Origin of the sequence: Leclercia sp. W6, from assembly GCF_003336345.1 — a bacterium.
Taxonomy (GTDB): domain Bacteria; phylum Pseudomonadota; class Gammaproteobacteria; order Enterobacterales; family Enterobacteriaceae; genus Enterobacter.
The window spans coordinates 3,787,875-3,804,235 of record NZ_CP031104.1 but is presented as its reverse complement, the minus strand read 5'-3'; the positions used below and the strand labels follow the sequence as shown (position 1 = coordinate 3,804,235).

The following is a 16,361-nucleotide window of genomic DNA, read 5'->3' as shown; positions in this document are numbered from 1 at the left end:
AATAATGGAACTGTATCTGGATACCGCCAACGTGGCGGACGTTGAACGCCTTGCCCGCATCTTTCCCATTGCCGGTGTGACAACCAACCCGAGCATTATTGCCGCCAGCGGAGAGCCGCTCTGGGAAGTCCTGCCGCGCCTGCAGAACGTCATCGGCCCCCAGGGCATCCTGTTCGCCCAGACAATGAGCCGCGACGCCGAAGGGATGGTTGCCGAAGCCAGACGCCTGCGTAAAGCGATCCCCACTACTGTGGTCAAAATTCCGGTTACCGCTGAAGGGCTGGTCGCGATTAAAGCCCTTAAAAAAGAGGGCATTACTACGCTCGGCACCGCAGTTTACAGCGCCTCACAAGGTTTGCTGGCGGCGTTGGCCGGGGCGAAGTACATCGCGCCTTACGTCAATCGCGTGGATGCTCAGGGGGGCGACGGGATCCGCACGGTACAGGAGTTGCAAAGCCTGCTGGAAATGCATGCGCCAGAGAGCAGCGTGCTGGCCGCCAGCTTCAAAACGCCACGTCAGGCGCTGGACTGCCTGCTCGCCGGTTGTGAAGCGATCACCCTGCCGACTGATGTAGCGCAACAAATGCTCAATACGCCAGCGGTAGAGTCAGCCATAGACAAGTTTGAGCAGGACTGGAAAAACGCGTTTGGTAGCCTCAACCTGTAAAGGAGACATAGGATGGATCGTATTATTCAATCGCCTGGCAAATACATTCAGGGTGCAGATGTGCTTTCACGCCTCGGCGACTACCTGAAACCGCTGGCGGCGCGCTGGCTGGTGGTGGGCGATAAATTTGTGCTGGGCTTTGCGGAAGAGACGCTGCGTCAGAGTTTTAAACAGGCGGAACTGTACGTAGAAATCGCGCCATTTGGCGGCGAATGTTCGCAGAATGAGATCGACCGGCTGCGCAAGCTGGCGAAAAGTGCGGATTGCCAGGCAATCCTCGGCATCGGCGGCGGTAAAACGCTGGATACCGCCAAAGCGCTGGCGCATTTCATGGATGTCCCTGTCGCCATTGCCCCGACCATTGCCTCTACTGATGCACCCTGCAGCGCGCTTTCTGTTATCTACACCGACAGCGGGGAATTTGATCGCTATCTGATGCTGCCGCATAACCCGAACATCGTGATTGTGGATACCAAAGTGGTGGCAGGGGCGCCTGTACGTCTGCTGGCAGCTGGCATCGGCGACGCGCTGGCAACCTGGTTTGAAGCCCGGGCCTGCTCACGCAGCGGCGCCACCACCATGGCGGGAGGCAAATGCACCCAGGCCGCGCTGGCGCTGGCCGAACTGTGCTACAACACCCTGATTGAAGAGGGTGAAAAAGCGATGCTGGCGGCAGAGCAGCACGTGGTGACTCCTGCCCTTGAGCGGGTCATTGAAGCCAACACCTATCTGAGCGGCGTCGGTTTTGAAAGCGGTGGTCTGGCAGCAGCCCACGCCATTCATAACGGCCTGACCGCTATACCGGATGCCCATCATTACTATCACGGCGAGAAAGTAGCGTTTGGTACGCTGACCCAGCTGGTGCTGGAGAATGCCCCGGTTGAAGAGATTGAAACCGTCGCGGCACTCTGCCACAGCGTAGGGTTGCCCATCACGCTGGCGCAGCTGGATATTACCGAAGATATCCCCGCCAAAATGCGCCTGGTGGCGACAGCTGCCTGTGCGAAAGATGAAACCATCCATAACATGCCGGGTGGCACCACGCCGGATCAGGTGTATGCCGCCTTGCTGGTGGCTGACCAGTACGGCCAGCGTTTTATGCAGGAGTGGGAGTAGCCTTTATTGCCGGGTGGCGGCTGCGCCTTACCCGGCCTACAAAACCCGTAGGCCCGTGCAAGCGTAGCGCCGCCGGGCAAAAAAATCCCCGCCGGAGCGGGGATTTTCTGTTTACAGCAGATCGAACCGGTCGAGGTTCATCACTTTCACCCATGCCGCGACAAAGTCCTTCACGAACTTCTCGTGGGCATCGCTGCTGGCGTAAACCTCCGCCAGGGCGCGCAGCACGGAGTTAGAACCGAACACCAGGTCGGCACGGCTCGCCAGGTATTTCACTTCCCCGCTCACGCGGTCGCGACCTTCAAACAGCTCGCTGGATTCATCGGTGGCTTTCCACTGTGTGCCCATATCCAGCAGATTGACGAAGAAGTCAGTGCTGAGTACGCCCACGCGGTCGGTAAAGACGCCGCTCTTACCGCCATCAAAGTTGGCGCCCAGCACACGCAGCCCGCCCAGCAACACCGTCATCTCTGGCGCGGTCAGCGTCAGCTGCTGCGCTTTATCAATCAGCAACGATTCGGTGGTGGAGACGTCAATCGCCGCCCGGTAGTTACGGAAGCCATCGGCAACCGGCTGCAGCAGGGTAAACATGCCGATATCGGTCTGATCCTGGCGCGCATCAACGCGGCCTGGCGTAAACGGTACGGTGATGTTGAAGCCTGCCGCTTTCGCCGCCTGCTCAACGCCCACCACACCGGCCAGCACGATGATGTCCGCCAGCGACGCTTTATGCGCCGATTTATAGATCCCTTCCAGCACCGGCAGTACACGCGCGGCGACGGCGTTGACATCCCAGCTACGCTGCGGTGCCAGCGCCAGACGTGCGCCGTTGGCCCCGCCACGCTTATCGCCACCGCGGAAGGTGGAAGCCGACGCCCATGCCACCGACACCAGCTCGCTCACCGACAGGCCAGAAGCCGCAATATCCGCCTTCAGGCTTTCGATATCTTCAGCAGTCGGGTGGAAGAACGGCTGCGGCAGCGGATCCTGCCAAATCAGCTCTTCTTTCGGCACTTCTGGCCCGATATAACGGGAAATCGGCCCCATATCACGGTGGGTCAGTTTGAACCATGCGCGGGCGAAGGCTTCGTTAAAGGCCTGCGGATCGTTGAGGAAACGACGGGAAATTTTGTCGAATTCCGGATCGAAACGTAGCGTCAGGTCGGTCACCAGCATGGTCGGTTTACGTTTTTTCGACGGGTCGAAGGGATCCGGCATGATTTCCGGCGCATTCGACGCTTCGAACTGGATAGCACCAGCCGGACTGCGGGTTTGCACCCAGTCGTATTTGTAGAGGTTCTCAAAGAAGTAGTTGCTCCACTGGGTCGGCGTCTGGGACCAGATCACCTCCAGGCCGGAGGTAATGGCGTCCGCCCCGATACCGGTACCGTGGGTGCTGGCCCAGCCCAGGCCCTGAGCCTCAAGCGGACCGCCTTCCGGGTCGACACCCACATGGCTGGCTTCCCCTGCCCCGTGGGTTTTACCCAGCGTATGGCCGCCGGCGATCAGCGCGACGGTCTCTTCATCGTTCATCCCCATGTTGCCAAAGGTGGCGCGGATAGCCGCCGCCGCCGACAGCGGTTCACCGCTGGCGTTTGGCCCTTCAGGGTTAACGTAAATTAGCCCCATCTCGGTGGCGCCAATGGCGCTTTTCGCCAGGCTTTCCGGGTGACGATGCTCCAGCCAGGCTTTTTCATCGCCCCAGTTAACGTCCAGATCGGGTTCCCAGACATCTTCGCGTCCGGCACCAAAGCCGAAGGTTCTGAAGCCGGAGTTCTCCAGCGCCACGTTGCCCGCAAGGATAAACAGATCGGCCCAGGAGATTTTCTGGCCATATTTTTGTTTGATCGGCCACAGCAGACGACGCGCCTTATCGAGGCTGACGTTGTCCGGCCAGGAGTTAAGCGGAGAAAAACGCTGTTGACCGCGGCCTGCGCCGCCGCGCCCGTCTACAGAGCGATAGGTGCCCGCGCCGTGCCACGCCATGCGAATGAACAGACCGGCATAGCTGCCCCAGTCTGCAGGCCACCACGGTTGAGAATCGGTCAGGAGCGCTTTCAGATCGCCTTTCAGAGCGGAGTAATCCAGCTTGCTGAATTCTTTGCGGTAGTTGAAGTCTTTGCCTAGCGGGTTGGAACGTTCGGAATGCTGGTTGAGAAGATCAATACGAAGTTGTTTAGGCCACCAGTCCCGGCTGTTGGTGCCGGCACCTGCACTCTTGTCATAACTGCCCTGATGGAAAGGGCACTTACCTGAATTCTGGTTCTCGTCGGACGTACTCATCGCTCTGCTCCCTCTATGGTTTTATCGTTAGGATATACACCACCGGGAATAAGAGATAATTGAAACAATCCACAGATTTGATAGTTAATACCGTTGTTATCCGGCTGAAATAAAAAAGCCCTCATCTTACTGAGGGCCTGGTCTTTACAGACCCGGGCGAACCCCTAACGTGTGGCAGATCGCGTAGCTCATTTCGGCGCGGTTGAGGGTATAGAAATGGAAATCCTTCACCCCTTCGCGGCTTAAAATCTTCACCATATCCATGGCGATACTGGCACCCACCAGCTTGCGGGTTTCGGCGTCATCGTCCAGGCCTTCATACATCTTCGCCATCCAGTGCGGGATACGCACGTTGGTCATGTCGGCAAATTTCTTGGCCTGCTTAAAGTTAGAAACCGGCAGGATGCCAGGGATAATTTCCACGTCGATGCCGGCAGAGACGCAGCGGTCACGGAAACGCAGATAGCTTTCAACATCAAAGAAAAACTGGGTGATGGCGCGATTGGCACCCGCATCCACTTTGCGTTTCAGGTTGAGCAGGTCCGCCTGGGCGCTTTTCGCTTCCGGGTGCACTTCCGGGTAAGCCGCAACGGAGATGTCGAAATCGCCCACCTCTTTCAGCAGCGTTACCAGATCGGTCGCATACATGTCCGGCTTACCGCTGCCCGGCGGCAGGTCGCCACGCAGGGCCACGATGTGGCGGATACCGTTATTCCAGTAATCCTGGGCGATGGTGCGCAGCTCGTCGCGGGTGGCATCGATACAGGTCAGATGCGGGGCAGCCTCCAGACCGGTACGATCCTTAATGCCCTTGATGATACTGTGCGTGCGGTCGCGCTCGCCGGAGTTGGCGCCGTAGGTCACGGAGACAAATTTCGGCTTCAGGCTGCTCAGGCGATCGATAGAGGCCCACAGGGTCTGCTCCATTTCACTGGTGCGCGGCGGGAAAAATTCAAAAGAGACGTTAATCTGGCCGTTTACTTCTGCCAGGCTCTGATTCAGGGCTTCCCGCTGGTTGGCGTGAAAAAAGCTCATACCTTACCTCATCAATCGCGTGTCGTTGTTTGTTATGCTTCGAACTTCTATACGTTTAGACGTCCAGATGTAAAAATGACGGAAAAGCGGACTGGCGTCAACTGAAAATATCACCATTGACGGTGAGGAATGCTCAGGGAAGATGAAAAAAGTTCAGGATGGGAAAAAAGAAGGCCCGGTAAGCGTTGCGCCACCGGGCATAGGGTTTTACAGCAGTTGTGCCAGACGGTTGATATCGGACTGGATCGCCCCGGCGGTGACGTCGCGGCCCGCGCCTGGACCACGGATCACCAGCGGGTTATCGCGATACCAGCGGCTTTCGATGGCAAAGACGTTATCGCACGGCAGCAGCGCCGCCAGCGGATGTTCCGGGCGGACAGCCTCAACCCCAACGCGCGCCTTGCCGTTGGCATCGAAACGCGCCACGTAGCGCAGCACCAGACCCATTTCGCGCGCCGCTTCCAGCCGCTGTAGCATCTGCTCGTTCAGCGCTTCACCGTTCTCGAAGAAGTGATCGACAGACCCCTCTTCGCAGCCCGCTGGCACCAGCGACTCCACGCGCACCTGATTCGGCTCGATGTCGTAGCCCGCTTCACGCGCCAGGATCACCAGCTTACGCATCACGTCTTTGCCGGAGAGGTCAACGCGCGGGTCCGGCTCGGTCAGCCCCTGCTGCCACGCCTGATCCACCAGGTCGGTGAACGGCACGGTGCCATCAAACTGCAGGAACAGCCATGACAGGGTGCCGGAGAAGATACCGCTGATCGCCAGAATGCTGTCGCCGCTATCGATCAGATCGCGCACGGTGTGGTTCACCGGCAGACCGGCACCAACGGTGGCGTTGTAGAGCCAGTGACGGCCCGTTTTTTCAAAGGCGTCGTGGATCTGACGATAGTTGCGGGTATTGCTGGCCCCCGCCAGTTTGTTAGCGCTGATGACGTGGAAGCCGTGGCTGGCGAAATCAAGATACTGATCGGCCAGCTGCTCGCTGGCGGTGACATCCAGCACCACCAGATCATCATAGGGGTGGGCACGCATCCACAGGAACAGCGACTCTTCATCCTGCTCGATGGCTTCATCGTTGAAGAAGGCCAGCGCACGGCTGGCGTCCAGCCCTTCATAACTGAGCAGGCTGCGGCGGCTGTCCACCACGCCCGCCAGTACAAATTCAAAACCGGTACGCGCCGAGAGCGTGGTTTGCTCGCGGGCAAACAGCTCCAGCCAGCGGGAACCGATATTCCCTTTGCCAAACAGCATCAGACCGATGCGTTTTTCGGCGCGGAACAGCGACTGGTGCAGGCCCTGGATCAGACTCTCCGTTGGCCCGGTACGCATGACCGCCACCAGGCTGATGCCCTCCTCGGACTGCCAGGTAAATTCAACCGGCTGCCCTTTCAACTGCTGCCAGAAACGGTGGCAGTGCAGCGGGTTACGGGTGACGCCCGCGCCCACCATCGCAATCAGCGCCAGCCCCTGACGCAGACGAAGCTCGCCCGGCAGGCCCGCTTCATCGAGAATCTTCAGCGCGCTGTCGGCCACTTCGGCGGTGTAGCAGAACTGCAGCAGGTGACGATCGGTATGCACACCCACGGCCAGCGGGCGCACCTGGGCACGCTTGAGGATCAGGTCGATCTCTTTATGCGCCAGTTTGAAATCCTGACCAGCAGGAACGAGGAACTCAATCAGGCAGATATCGTCATGGCTGGTGACAATACGCGCCCCGGTGCCGGAAGCCAGCACGCGCTCAATGCGGGTGGAACCCTGATCCGGCGTATAGCTACAGCGCAGCTGCAGATCGATATCGCTGCCGGAAACCGGCTGCAGGGTACGGGCGTGGAGAACCGGGGCCGCCAGACGGGCCAGCTCGCTGGCTTCATCGAGACGCAGCAGCGGCAGCAGGCAGGCATCTTTGACCTTGCGTGGGTCGGCGCTATAGACGCCCGCCACGTCGCTCCAGATGGTGACGCGCGACACGCCCGCCAGCGCACCAATCTGTGTTGCAGAGTAGTCGGAGCCGTTACGCCCCAGCAGCACGGTTTCACCCGCGTTGCTGCGGCTGATAAAGCCGGTCACGACAATACGTTTATTCGGATGCTGTACCAGCAGCTGCTGGAGTAGCGGATAAGAGAGGCCTTCATCAACCTGCGGCTGAGCGCCACGTTCGGCACGCAGGAAGTCCCGCGCGTCCAGCCATGCGGCCTCCAGCCCCTGCTGTTGCAGAACCGCCGCCATCAGACGGGCAGACCACACTTCACCGTGGCCCACCACCTCGGCGTAAACGGCATCGGTCACGCCGCTGTCGAGTAAAGCGGCCAGCCGCTCCAGATCCTGGATAAAGTTGCTGATCAGGCCATCGGCCACGTCGGCAGGCAGTAACCCGGCGATCAATTCACTCTGATAACGGCGTAACGCTTGTTGAACCTGATGCGCAGAGAGACGATCGGTCTGGCTTAACTTCAGCCAGCTAATCAACTGGTTGGTGGTGCTGCCCGCCGCAGAGACAACCATCATGTCCCCCGGCATCGAATACTCTGCCATGATCCCCGCGACCCGCAGGTAACATTTCACATCAGCAAGACTACTACCACCAAACTTGTGCAGCTGGCGACCCTTCGCCCCTGCCTGCGCTATCACACTCATGATTACCCCTTGGCTGCGATCCGGAAGCCATTTTCCAGATCGGCAATTAAATCTTCACAATCTTCAATACCGGTTGAGATACGCAACAGCGTCTCAGAGATCCCGGCGGCGGCACGCGCTTCTGGCGCCATGCCCGCGTGCGTCATGGTGGCGGCGTGGGAGATCAAACTTTCAACCCCACCTAAAGATTCCGCCAGCGTAAACAGTGACAGCCCGCTCAGGAAGCGACGTAGCGTCTGCTCATCGCCATCCAGCTCAAAACTTAACATCGCGCCAAAACCCTTTTGTTGACGCGCCGCAATCTCGTGCCCCTGATTCTCCGGCAGCGACGGGTGATAGAGCTTTTTCACCAGCGGCTGGGTCTTCAGGAAATCGACAATCGCCTGGGCATTACGCTGCGCCACATCCATACGCGGCGACAGGGTGCGCAGCCCACGCAGCAGCAGATAGCTGTCGAACGCGCTGCCGGTGACGCCGATGTTATTCGCCCACCATGCCAGTTCGGTGACAACCTCCGGATCTTTCGCAATCACCACCCCGGCAACCACGTCCGAGTGGCCGTTCAAATATTTGGTGCATGAATGCAATACCAGGTCTGCTCCCAGTGCCAGCGGGTTCTGTAGCGCCGGACTGAGGAAGGTATTATCCACTACACTTATCGCTCCCGCATCCCTTGCAAGCTGACAAATTTTTGCAATGTCCACGACGCGCAGCAATGGATTGCTCGGACTTTCGATTAATACCAGCTTCGGTTTTTCTGCCAGCGCCTGTTTCAGCGCCTGCTCATCACTCTGATCGACAAACAGCACGCGATAGCAGCCACGCTTCGCCAGGCTGTCAAACAGGCGGTAGCTGCCGCCATAACAGTCGTGCGGGGCCACCAGCAGATCGCCCGGTTTCAGGAACACCGTGGTCACCAGGTGAATAGCCGACATGCCGGTATTGGTCATCACCGCACCTGCGCCACCTTCCAGCTCCGCCAGCGCGCGCTGGGTGACATCACGCGTAGGGTTACCACGGCGCGAGTAGTCATGGGCGCGTGGTTCATTAAATCCGGTGAAGTTATAGGTACTGGAGAGATGAATCGGCGGGACAACGCAGCCGTACTGTTCGTCATCATTCAATCCGCTACGCACTGCGATGGTGGCCTGTTTACGCGTCATGGTGAAGGCTTCCTGGCTTAATGGATGAAAAGTCAGGCACCAGAGTAAACATTGATTATATGGACGTCAATACATCTGGACATCTAAACTTCTTTGCGTATAGATTGAGCAATGCGCAAATAGCCGTTAAAATTATATGCTTTAGCGCATACCGCAGAGGCAATATCCGTGTCACAACGGCATCTCTACGGTAAACTACGCGCGATTATGGCTCGAACCCCGGCGAACCGCTGCGGTGTCAGCCTCATATTAATGACAGAGAGGATTAAAGGTATCTCATGGCTGAATGGAGCGGCGAATATATCAGCCCATACGCTGAGCACGGTAAGAAGAGTGAACAAGTAAAAAAAATTACGGTTTCCATTCCTCTGAAGGTGTTAAAGATCCTCACCGATGAACGCACGCGTCGTCAGGTGAATAACCTGCGTCACGCTACCAACAGCGAACTGCTGTGCGAAGCGTTCCTGCACGCGTTTACCGGTCAACCGTTGCCGAACGATGAAGACCTGCGCAAAGAGCGTAGCGATGAAATTCCGGAAGAGGCAAAGGTGATCATGCGTGAGCTGGGTATCGACCCGGAGACGTGGGAATACTGATTTACAGATACAAAAAAAGCGCCTTGCGGCGCTTTTTTTTCGGGAAACTTACTTGGAACCCGGGATGCTGAAACGCTTGTTGAAGCGGTCAACACGGCCACCGGTTGCAACGTCACGCTGCTTACCAGTGTAGAACGGGTGGCACTGGCCGCACACGTCCAGGTTCAGATCGTGACCCACGGTGGAGCGGATCTGGATAGAGTTACCGCAAGAGCAGTTTGCAGTAATCATTTCGTATTTAGGATGGATATCTTTTTTCATGGGAGAACCTCAGTTAAGGCCGCGTCGCTCTTCCAGCCCTAACGCCAGACACCACGCGATGTTGAATGTAAGTTCTTTGATGCAAAGTGCACCAAAGGCGGCGAATCATACAGAATTTAACCAGGGTATGCAAACTGATCCGCACGCCGCCTTTCACTAATGTGTATACTAACGCGCCACTTTTCAAGTCAGGAAGATTCGATGCCCGTTGCTCACGTTGCCCTGCCCGTTCCGCTTCCCCGCACCTTTGACTACCTGCTGCCAGACAACATGCAGGCTGAGGCGGGCTGTCGCGTGAATGTGCCGTTTGGCAAACAGCAGCGGGTGGGCATTGTTGTCTCCGTAAGCCAGCACAGCGAGTTGCCTCTCAGTGAACTCAAAAGCGTGGTCGAGGTGCTGGACAGCGAGCCGGTCTTTTCCTCCAGCGTCTGGCGACTGCTCTTGTGGGCGGCTGACTATTATCATCATCCCATTGGCGATGTGCTATTTCACGCCCTACCCATTCTGCTGCGACAGGGCAAAAGCGCCAGCCATGCGCCGATGTGGTACTGGTTTGCCACTGAACAGGGCCAGGCGGTAGATATTAATAGCCTGAAACGCTCCCCGAAACAGCAGCAGGCGCTGGCGGCGTTACGCCAGGGCAGGATCTGGCGGCATCAGGTTGAGAGCCTCGACTTTAACGACGCGGCGTTGCAGAGCTTACGTAAAAAAGGGCTGAGCGAACTGGCCTGCGAAGCGCCGGCGCTTATCGACTGGCGCGACGGCTTTAGCGTCGCGGGCGACCGGCTGCGGCTCAATACCGAACAGGCGAACGCCGTGGGGGCGATCCACAGCGCGTCCGATCGCTTTTCAGCCTGGCTGCTGGCAGGCGTGACCGGTTCCGGTAAAACCGAAGTCTATCTGAGCGTACTGGAAAATGTGCTGGCTCAGGGCAAGCAGGCCCTGGTGATGGTGCCGGAAATCGGCCTGACCCCGCAGACCATCGCCCGTTTTCGCGAGCGCTTTAACGCCCCGGTCGAGGTGCTGCACTCTGGCTTAAACGACAGCGAGCGCCTCAGCGCCTGGCTGAAAGCGAAAAATGGCGAAGCGGCAATCGTGATTGGCACCCGCTCATCCCTGTTTACACCCTTTAAAAATCTCGGGGTGATCGTCATCGATGAAGAGCACGACAGCTCTTATAAACAGCAGGAGGGCTGGCGCTATCATGCCCGCGACCTGGCGGTCTATCGCGCCCACAGCGAACAGATCCCAATCATTCTCGGCTCCGCGACCCCTGCGCTGGAGACGCTGCACAATGTGCGCCAGCGAAAATACCATTTATTACGCCTGACGCGGCGGGCGGGTAATGCCCGTCCTGCCATGCAGCATGTACTGGATCTGAAAGGTCAGCCGGTGCAGGCGGGGTTGGCTCCGGCACTGATCGCCCGCATGCGCCAGCATCTGCAGGCCGACAACCAGGTGATCCTGTTTCTCAACCGGCGCGGCTTTGCCCCGGCGCTGCTGTGCCACGACTGCGGCTGGATCGCCGAGTGCCCGCGCTGCGATCACTACTATACCCTGCATCAGGCCCAGCATCATTTGCGCTGCCACCACTGCGACAGCCAGCGACCAGTGCCGCGCCAGTGTCCCTCCTGCGGCTCGACCCATATGGTGCCGGTCGGTCTGGGCACCGAGCAGCTGGAGCAGGCGCTGGCCCCCTTCTTCCCGGGCGTGGCTATCTCACGTATCGATCGCGACACCACCAGCCGCAAAGGCGCCCTTGAGCAACAGCTGGCGGAAGTGCATCGCGGCGGAGCGCGTATTCTGATCGGTACCCAGATGCTGGCCAAAGGGCACCACTTCCCGGACGTGACCCTGGTGGCGCTGCTGGATGTCGACGGGGCGCTCTTCTCGGCTGATTTCCGCTCCGCGGAGCGCTTTGCCCAGCTCTATACCCAGGTGGCAGGCCGTGCCGGACGCGCCGGTAAACAGGGTGAGGTGGTGCTACAAACCCACCACCCCGAGCATCCGCTGCTGCAAACCCTGCTGCATAAAGGCTACGACGCCTTCGCCGAACAGGCGCTGGCGGAGCGTCAGACCTTGCAGCTCCCGCCGTGGACCAGCCATGTGATTATCCGCGCCGAGGATCACAACAACCAGCAGGCGCCGCTGTTCCTCCAGCAGCTGCGCAACCTGCTGCAGGCCAGCCCGCTGGTGGATAATCAGCTGTGGATTTTAGGTCCGGTTCCGGCCCTGGCCCCCAAACGCGGCGGACGCTATCGCTGGCAAATCCTGCTGCAACACCCTTCCCGGGTGCGGCTACAGCATATCGTCAGCGGCACGCTGGCGTTGATTAACACCCTGCCGGAAGCGCGTAAAGTGAAGTGGGTCCTGGACGTTGATCCTATCGAAAGCTAAAAAAGGGTGGGAGGCGAATCGAAAAATTAAACACGACTCACACTTTTTATGAAAATTCTGTAACCGCTTCCATTCGCAATCTGATAAAACTGACTCAGTCAGAAGTGCGGTGATACGCCTGCGAGGAGAAGAAGTTGAAGTCCAGGAAAGAGGTTGCCTCGGCGACCATGAAAGATGTTGCCCTGAAAGCAAAAGTCTCAACGGCAACGGTATCCCGAGCATTAATGAATCCCGATAAAGTCTCTCAAAGCACGCGTAACCGTGTTGAGCAGGCTGCGCTGGAGGTGGGTTATCTGCCCCAGGCTATGGGCCGTAACGTCAAACGGAACGAATCCCGCACCATTCTGGTCATTGTGCCCGACATCTGCGATCCCTTTTTCAGCGAAATCATTCGCGGTATCGAAGTGACCGCCGCCGCCCAGGGCTACCTGGTGCTGATTGGCGACTGCGCGCACCAGAATCAGCAGGAAAAGACCTTCATTGACCTGATTATCACCAAGCAGATCGACGGCATGCTGCTGCTCGGTTCCCGCCTGCCCTTTGATGCCAGCATTGAAGAGCAGCGCAATCTGCCGCCGATGGTGATGGCCAACGAATTCGCCCCTGAGCTGGAGCTGCCTACCGTTCACATCGATAACCTCACCGCGGCCTTCAACGCCGTGAATTATCTGCAGGAGCTGGGCCACAAACGTATCGGCTGTATCGCCGGACCGGAAGAGATGCCGCTGTGCCACTATCGCCTGCAGGGCTATGTTCAGGCGCTGCGCCGCACCGGGGCGACGGTGGATCCGCACTATATCGCCCGCGGCGATTTTACCTATGCCGCAGGCGGCCTGGCGCTGGAAAAACTGCTGTCGCTGCCGCAACCGCCTACCGCGGTGTTCTGTCACAGCGACGTGATGGCGCTGGGCGCGCTCTCCTATGCCAAACGGCGCGGTCTGAAAGTGCCGAAAGACCTCTCAATCATCGGCTTCGATAATATTTCTCTGTCTGAATTTTGCGATCCTCCGCTCTCGACGGTGGCACAACCCCGCTATGATATTGGCCGGGAAGCGATGCTGCTGTTACTGGATCAGCTGAACGGACAAACAGTTAGCAGCGGCTCCCGTTTACTGGACTGTGAATTGATCGTCAGAGGTTCAACCCAGGCCCTGACTTAAAGTAAACGCCTTTCAGACGTCCTCATCTGGTCAAAGGCCCGTCGCTTAAGTAACATGACGGGCTGACAAACGAAAAAATACAGCGAAACGATAGTGGCACAACGAGATTATGTACGTCGCGGCCAGCCGGCACCTTCGCGACGCAAAAAGAGTAGCTCACGGAAACCGCAACGCAGCAGCCTGCCCGCAGTCTCACCGGCTATGGTGGCGATCGCGGCGGCGGTCCTGGTGGCATTTATCGGCGGCCTCTGGTTCATTACGCACCATAAAAAAGAAGAAGCAGAAGCGCTGCAGGGCAATAAAGTGGTCGGCAATGGCTTGCCCCCTAAACCGGAAGAGCGCTGGCGCTATATTAAAGAGCTTGAGAGCCGCCAGCCGGGCGTGCGTGCGCCTACTGAACCCTCTGCCGGTGGCGAAGTGGTGGATCCTAACCAGTTAACCAACGAACAACGTCAGCTGCTGGCGCAGATGCAGGCCGATATGCGCCAGCAGCCGACCCAGCTCAACGAAGTGCCGTGGAATGAGCAGACGCCAGCACAGCGTCAGCAAACGCTGCAGCGTCAGCGCCAGGCTCAGCAGCAGCAACAGTGGGCGCAAAGCCAGACGGTACAGCAGCCGAAAACGCAGCCGCGGGTGACAGAACAGCCGTACCAGCAGCCTAAGGTGGCACAGACGCAACCGGCGCAACAGCCGAAGACGCAGCCTGCGAAGCAAAATAGTAACACGCAGCCGTATCAGGATCTGCTGCAAACCCCTGCGCATACCACCGCGCAGCAGCCGAAAGCCGCGCCGGTCACCAAAGAGACCGAAGCGCCGAAGCAGACGGCTGAGAAGAAAGACGAACGTCGCTGGATGGTGCAGTGCGGTTCCTTTAAAGGCGCAGAGCAGGCGGAAACCGTACGTGCCCAGCTGGCCTTTGAAGGCTTTGACTCACGCATTACCACCAATAACGGCTGGAATCGCGTAGTGATCGGCCCGGTTAAAGGCAAAGACAATGCCGATGGCACCATCAGCCGTCTGAAGATGGCAGGTCACACAAACTGCATTCGACTCGCTTCCGGGGGTTGAAACCCCCAAAATCCCCCCCATCTATCATTCTATTCAGCCCTGAGCACTGGCTCAGGGCCTCTATTTTCCGAATGTGTAACCAGGGGGTCTGCTCGTGACAACAATAGTAAGTGTACGCCGTAACGGCCAGGTGGTGATTGCCGGTGATGGCCAGGCCACGCTGGGTAATACCGTCATGAAAGGCAACGTGAAAAAAGTGCGTCGTCTGTATAACGACAAAGTGATCGCCGGTTTTGCGGGCGGTACTGCGGACGCCTTCACGCTGTTTGAGCTGTTTGAACGTAAACTGGAAATGCATCAGGGCCATCTGGTGAAAGCTGCCGTTGAGCTGGCGAAAGACTGGCGTACCGACCGTATGCTGCGCAAGCTGGAAGCACTGCTGGCGGTGGCCGATGAAAATGCCTCGCTGATCATCACCGGTAACGGTGACGTGGTACAGCCAGAAAATGACCTGATTGCTATCGGTTCCGGTGGCCCGTACGCCCAGGCCGCCGCCCGCGCGCTGTTGGAAAACTCCGATCTGGGCGCACGCGATATCGCTGTGAAGGCGTTGGATATTGCAGGTGATATCTGCATCTATACCAACCACTTCCACACCATCGAAGAATTGCCGTCTAAGGCGTAAGGATTTCTCATGTCTGAAATGACCCCACGCGAAATTGTCAGCGAACTGAACAAACACATCATCGGCCAGGATAACGCCAAGCGTTCTGTGGCGATTGCCCTGCGTAACCGCTGGCGTCGTATGCAGTTGGATGAAGTGCTGCGCCATGAAGTGACGCCAAAAAACATTCTGATGATCGGCCCGACCGGCGTCGGTAAAACTGAAATCGCCCGTCGTCTGGCTAAACTGGCCAACGCGCCATTCATCAAAGTCGAAGCGACCAAGTTCACCGAAGTGGGCTATGTCGGTAAAGAAGTGGACTCTATCATCCGCGATCTGACCGACTCTGCCATTAAGATGGTTCGCGTCCAGTCCATCGAGAAGAACCGCTATCGCGCTGAAGAGATGGCGGAAGAGCGTGTGCTGGATGTGCTGATCCCACCGGCGAAAAACAACTGGGGCCAGGCAGAACAGCCTGCTGAGCCTTCCGCTGCGCGCCAGGCGTTCCGCAAAAAACTGCGTGAAGGCCAGCTGGATGACAAAGAGATTGAGATCGAGCTCGCCGCCGCGCCAATGGGCGTGGAAATTATGTCTCCGCCAGGTATGGAAGAGATGACCAGCCAGCTGCAGTCCATGTTCCAGAACCTGGGCGGGCAGAAGCAAAAGCCGCGTAAGCTGAAAATCAAAGACGCGATGAAGCTGCTGATTGAAGAAGAAGCGGCGAAGCTGGTGAACCCGGAAGAGCTGAAGCAGGACGCTATCGACGCGGTTGAACAGCACGGTATCGTGTTTATTGATGAGATCGATAAAATCTGTAAGCGCGGCGAATCCTCCGGCCCGGACGTTTCCCGTGAAGGCGTACAGCGCGATCTGCTGCCGCTGGTTGAAGGCTGCACCGTCTCCACCAAGCACGGCATGGTGAAAACCGATCACATTCTGTTTATCGCCTCTGGCGCGTTCCAGGTTGCCAAACCGTCGGATCTGATCCCCGAACTGCAGGGTCGTCTGCCGATCCGCGTTGAGCTGCAGGCGCTGACCACTGAAGATTTCGAGCGCATCCTGACCGAACCAAACGCCTCCATCACCGTGCAGTACAAAGCATTGATGGCGACCGAAGGGGTGAACATTGAGTTCACCGAAGACGGGATCAAGCGTATCGCCCAGGCCGCATGGCAGGTTAACGAAACCACCGAAAACATCGGTGCGCGTCGTCTGCATACCGTGCTGGAACGCCTGATGGAAGATATCTCTTATGATGCAAGCGACCTGAATGGTCAAAGCATTAAAATTGATGCCGACTATGTGAGTAAGCACCTTGATGCTTTAGTAGCAGATGAAGATCTGAGCCGTTTTATCCTATAATCGCGGCAA

13 protein-coding genes are annotated in these 16,361 nt (G+C 57.9%); 8 read left to right on the top strand and 5 right to left on the bottom strand.

All coding sequences use genetic code 11. The features are described 5' to 3' along the window. Positions 1-4: 4 nt before the first annotated feature. Both fsa and DVA43_RS18585 read left to right on the top strand, forming a co-directional pair. On the top strand, positions 5-667 hold the full coding sequence (gene fsa / locus DVA43_RS18590) for a fructose-6-phosphate aldolase (protein WP_114316391.1): 663 nt from the start codon (positions 5-7) through the stop codon (positions 665-667). Between the two features lie 12 nt (positions 668-679). Next, positions 680-1,783, top strand: coding sequence for a glycerol dehydrogenase (locus DVA43_RS18585; RefSeq protein WP_114316390.1), 1,104 nt, complete (start codon positions 680-682; stop codon positions 1,781-1,783). Between the two features lie 111 nt (positions 1,784-1,894). Here the strand turns inward: DVA43_RS18585 and katG are convergent, their stop codons facing one another. The 4 genes from katG to metB all read right to left on the bottom strand — a co-directional run bounded on the left by katG (position 1,895) and on the right by metB (position 8,904). Beyond that, the gene (katG, locus tag DVA43_RS18580; RefSeq protein WP_114316389.1) at positions 1,895-4,066 is read right to left on the bottom strand and encodes a catalase/peroxidase HPI; all 2,172 of its coding nucleotides are present in this window, start codon (positions 4,064-4,066) and stop codon (positions 1,895-1,897) included. 144 nt (positions 4,067-4,210) lie between these two features. Continuing rightward, entirely contained in the window at positions 4,211-5,101 is an 891-nt protein-coding gene (gene metF, locus DVA43_RS18575; protein WP_114316388.1) for a methylenetetrahydrofolate reductase, read from the bottom strand. Between the two features lie 207 nt (positions 5,102-5,308). After that, entirely contained in the window at positions 5,309-7,741 is a 2,433-nt protein-coding gene (locus tag DVA43_RS18570) for a bifunctional aspartate kinase/homoserine dehydrogenase II (protein WP_103825238.1), read from the bottom strand. A gap of 2 nt (positions 7,742-7,743) precedes the next feature. After that, positions 7,744-8,904 (bottom strand): cystathionine gamma-synthase, encoded by a 1,161-nt coding sequence (metB, locus tag DVA43_RS18565; protein WP_114316387.1) that lies wholly within the window; start codon positions 8,902-8,904, stop codon positions 7,744-7,746. Between the two features lie 278 nt (positions 8,905-9,182). Here metB and metJ point away from each other — a divergent pair, with 278 nt between their 5' ends. After that, a complete protein-coding gene (metJ, locus tag DVA43_RS18560) occupies positions 9,183-9,500 on the top strand; it encodes a met regulon transcriptional regulator MetJ (protein WP_015966498.1) in 318 nt (105 codons plus the stop codon). Positions 9,501-9,548: 48 nt separating this feature from the next. On the opposite strand, the gene rpmE is transcribed toward metJ, so the two are convergent. Then, positions 9,549-9,761 carry a 50S ribosomal protein L31 gene (rpmE, locus tag DVA43_RS18555; RefSeq protein ID WP_103177500.1) on the bottom strand — a complete coding sequence of 71 codons (213 nt, stop codon included), beginning with the start codon at positions 9,759-9,761 and terminating at the stop codon, positions 9,549-9,551. Positions 9,762-9,962: 201 nt separating this feature from the next. On the opposite strand from rpmE, the gene priA reads away from it, so the two are divergent. From priA to hslU, 5 genes are all read left to right on the top strand, one after another. Further along, a complete protein-coding gene (priA, locus tag DVA43_RS18550) occupies positions 9,963-12,158 on the top strand; it encodes a primosomal protein N' (protein ID WP_114316386.1) in 2,196 nt (731 codons plus the stop codon). 134 nt (positions 12,159-12,292) lie between these two features. Next, positions 12,293-13,318, top strand: coding sequence for a DNA-binding transcriptional regulator CytR (cytR, locus tag DVA43_RS18545; protein WP_103177502.1), 1,026 nt, complete (start codon positions 12,293-12,295; stop codon positions 13,316-13,318). A 93-nt stretch (positions 13,319-13,411) separates the two neighbouring features. Further along, complete coding sequence (ftsN, locus tag DVA43_RS18540) at positions 13,412-14,386, top strand: cell division protein FtsN (RefSeq protein WP_114316385.1); 975 nt, start codon at positions 13,412-13,414, stop codon at positions 14,384-14,386. 94 nt (positions 14,387-14,480) lie between these two features. Next, positions 14,481-15,011: an ATP-dependent protease subunit HslV gene (gene hslV, locus DVA43_RS18535; protein WP_032615282.1), complete on the top strand. Its 531-nt coding sequence runs from the start codon at positions 14,481-14,483 to the stop codon at positions 15,009-15,011. A 9-nt stretch (positions 15,012-15,020) separates the two neighbouring features. Next, positions 15,021-16,352 (top strand): HslU--HslV peptidase ATPase subunit, encoded by a 1,332-nt coding sequence (hslU, locus tag DVA43_RS18530; RefSeq protein WP_103177504.1) that lies wholly within the window; start codon positions 15,021-15,023, stop codon positions 16,350-16,352. The last annotated feature ends 9 nt before the right edge of the window (positions 16,353-16,361 follow it).

What these genes read in the sequence shown, in the direction of transcription:
- fsa (WP_114316391.1), top strand. Translation starts at nt 5, where the DNA reads ATGGAACTGTATCTGGATACCGCCAACGTGGCGGACGTTGAACGCCTT.
- DVA43_RS18585 (WP_114316390.1), top strand. Translation starts at nt 680, where the DNA reads ATGGATCGTATTATTCAATCGCCTGGCAAATACATTCAGGGTGCAGAT.
- katG (WP_114316389.1), bottom strand. Translation starts at nt 4,066, where the DNA reads ATGAGTACGTCCGACGAGAACCAGAATTCAGGTAAGTGCCCTTTCCAT.
- metF (WP_114316388.1), bottom strand. Translation starts at nt 5,101, where the DNA reads ATGAGCTTTTTTCACGCCAACCAGCGGGAAGCCCTGAATCAGAGCCTG.
- DVA43_RS18570 (WP_103825238.1), bottom strand. Translation starts at nt 7,741, where the DNA reads ATGAGTGTGATAGCGCAGGCAGGGGCGAAGGGTCGCCAGCTGCACAAG.
- metB (WP_114316387.1), bottom strand. Translation starts at nt 8,904, where the DNA reads ATGACGCGTAAACAGGCCACCATCGCAGTGCGTAGCGGATTGAATGAT.
- metJ (WP_015966498.1), top strand. Translation starts at nt 9,183, where the DNA reads ATGGCTGAATGGAGCGGCGAATATATCAGCCCATACGCTGAGCACGGT.
- rpmE (WP_103177500.1), bottom strand. Translation starts at nt 9,761, where the DNA reads ATGAAAAAAGATATCCATCCTAAATACGAAATGATTACTGCAAACTGC.
- priA (WP_114316386.1), top strand. Translation starts at nt 9,963, where the DNA reads ATGCCCGTTGCTCACGTTGCCCTGCCCGTTCCGCTTCCCCGCACCTTT.
- hslU (WP_103177504.1), top strand. Translation starts at nt 15,021, where the DNA reads ATGTCTGAAATGACCCCACGCGAAATTGTCAGCGAACTGAACAAACAC.